General features: G+C 38.6%; 3 protein-coding genes. All 3 read left to right on the top strand.

Annotated features, from left to right (window positions below; translation table 11 throughout):
* Positions 1–189 (top strand): hypothetical protein (locus HRG09_RS27795; RefSeq protein ID WP_174104027.1); only part of this gene is annotated, 189 nt, incomplete at its 5' end.
* Between the two features lie 18 nt (positions 190–207).
* Complete coding sequence (locus HRG09_RS27790; protein ID WP_174104026.1) at positions 208–2412, top strand: pLS20_p028 family conjugation system transmembrane protein; 2205 nt, start codon at positions 208–210, stop codon at positions 2410–2412.
* Positions 2413–2485: 73 nt separating this feature from the next.
* Positions 2486–2902 carry a hypothetical protein gene (locus HRG09_RS27785; protein ID WP_174104025.1) on the top strand — a complete coding sequence of 139 codons (417 nt, stop codon included), beginning with the start codon at positions 2486–2488 and terminating at the stop codon, positions 2900–2902.
* Positions 2903–2931 lie beyond the last annotated feature (29 nt).

Here is a 2931-nt window from a genome sequence, read left to right as displayed (position 1 = left end):
AATTCCTTACAACAAATTTTACAAGTTTACGGGAATCAAGTAATGGCGGGGAGAGAAGTGATGATTGGACTTAGAAATGGCGTTGTAGTGTTACAACCGGGAGAAGCTGATGAAGCTCCCATTGTGATACGAGTAGACGAATTGGATGAATATCTTGATATGACGATACAAGAAGTATTTGAAGCCTAAGAGAAAGCGGGTGAAACCATGAATGATGAGAAAGTCTTAGAAATACTAAAAACATTTAGTGAGTACTTAGAAATTGGTGGGTTTACGAATTATATTCTCCGTTCGATTGGTTGGATGATTATTTTAGGGTTATCGTATCTGGTGGATGCATTAGAGGGGATTACAGATAAAATTTTGTTAGTCAAAACATTGTTTGCTTCAGAAGAAATACAATCTTTTGTGCGAGACTTTCAGCCTCTCTTTTATGTGTTATTTGCGTTTTCGCTCATTTATATCGGATACACGTTAATATTCAATCGGAAAACAAATCGTGAACAGATTGCAGTGAACGTCTTTATCAGTATGGGTGTAATTGTGCTACTAAGTACGGCGATGATGCAAGCGGATAAATTTACAGATAAGGCAATTAAGGCAGTAGATCTCAAAGGGGATGGAACTACAAGTGAAAAGATTATAAAAGAGGGTCTTACAGATGTAGCGCAATTTGATATAGGAGAATGGAAAACTACAAAACTGAAAGAGCCTAATAAAATTCCACAAGAGAACATTAGAAGAATCGATATTTTAGAAAAAATTGATAAAGAATTTAAAATTAGTAAGGATAAAGAATTAACTGATGATGGACAAAAAATCTTAGAAAAAAAACTTAGTGTTGCTCCAGATGGAAAAGAAGTACTGATAGACTTGAAAAATGGTTGGTTTGATTTTTGGCCAGATAAATATTATCGCTGGGACTGGGAGTTCTGGAAAATCGCTTCCTCATTATTCGTAATTGGGATGACATTACTATTTACAGCAATCAAACTTGGAAAATTGTGCTTTGAACTAGCTTTCAGCTACATTCTAGCAAACTTAGTTGCACCGGCAGATGTGGCAAATGGACAAAAAACAAAGCATATTCTGATGAATATTTTAAATGCGTTTCTTATCATGATTATGATTTTCCTTTCATTAAAGCTCTATCTCATTGGTATGAACTATATTCATGAACATGTAAATGGAATCGCTTATGTCATGGCTTTAATTTGTTTAAGCCTTGCGGTTGTAGATGGTCCCGTCATTTGTGAACGTCTTTTTGGTATTGACGCAGGACTGAAAAATGGTTGGGGAGTCGTTGCCGGTGGATACGCACTTGGAAAAGGGCTTAGTAAAGCAACTAGTAATATGGCATCCAAAGCGGCTGGTATGTTCAAACAGGTAGGAAGTGGCGCATTACAAGTCGGTGCAGGTGCCGTAGGTATGGCAAGTGGGTATAAGAATGCAGGGAAAACAAACGGTAGTGAACAAGAAAATCAGAAGCAATCTAAAGAACAAAAAGGTAAGGAAAATGGAACGGAAAGTAAGGAAAAACAAAGCGGTGCCGAGGGAGGCGCAACTGGAACTGATAATGCGTCTTTACAAAATGAAATAGATCAATCCAGTTATGGAAAAGAAAATAATCAAGCGTCCCAAGGCGAGGCAGGTGGCGGCGCAATGTCCTTGCAAGATGAAATCAAATCATCCGGTTTTGATAAAGAGGCTCAAAATGGAGAACGTGGATCTTCAGCTAATTTAACAAAAAGTACAGCAGGAGGAGCGAACGGTTCCAAAACGCAAGGGATTACACCTTCTCAAAATAAGAAGAATGCAAGTGAGAATCCAACTCGTGTGAATGGTAATAACGGTGCGCCATTACGTGTATCAGGAGGATCTCAACCAAGTAGTAGCGGGGCACCATCAAGTGTATCAGGAGGATCCCAGCCAAGTAGTAGTGGAGCACCATCAAGTGTATCAGGAGGATCCCAGCCAAGTAGTAGTGGAGCACCATCAAGTGTATCAGGAGGATCACAACCAAGTAGTAGTGGAGCACCATCCAATGCAACAGGTGGATCTCAGTCTAGTGGTGGAGAAGCACCATCAAGCGTATCAGAACCGTCTCAACCAAGTCATAGCGGAACAGCTTCAAGTGGTGAAAGCTTTTCTGGTTCATCTCGTCCGGTAGATACGGCACCAGCTTCTACAGAAGATATTCCAGCACCGCAAAGAGAAAACCGTACGATTGGGCAATATGCAAAGGATCGTCTATCTAATGCATTTCATAATTCTCCAACCGTACAAAAGACAAGACGTTCTTATCAGCTTGGACAAAATACAGGAGAAGGCTTGCGAAACAAACGTAAAGATAAGAATGAAGGGCAAAATACCAATCAGAATCCACCCAAAAATCGTAGAAAAGATGCATAGGTTACAACACAGTAAGCATACATGGAATGCTTATTTTTTTCGGTCTTAGAATCTAAATCTGGAGGTTACAGCTATGAATTATCAAGTTGCAACGCAGATCAAAGTGAATAAAGGTTCTCTTTCGCCTTATGAAGTTCATGTGAAAGTGAAATATGAGGATCCATTGTTTGAATCACGTATACAAGAACTTGTAAAAAAGTATGATCCGGTTCTTTATACAAGTCGAAGAGATTTTTTAACGAGTTGGATAGTAAACTCCAAATGGAATGTGTCAATTCTTAGCTTAGAAGAGAAAAGAAGAATGGATTTCCTACGAAATAAAGATTCAATGGAAACTCTCATGAGGTTATTACCTAAAAGGTTTGATTTTCAAGAGGGCGTGTATGAATTTAAACAACGGAGTGACGCAGAAGAAGTGAGTTTGAAAATGTTGCATGTAATTGAAAAATTTCTAGAGAAAGAAAGTAAGATATATGCTCAAATTTCATGATTCATGGGGAGGTAATGTAAATGGCGAAC

This window comes from Bacillus sp. Xin1, from assembly GCF_013314535.1.
In the GTDB taxonomy this organism is placed as follows: domain Bacteria; phylum Bacillota; class Bacilli; order Bacillales; family Bacillaceae_G; genus Bacillus_A.
This window is presented reverse-complemented; position numbering and strand designations above follow the sequence as displayed.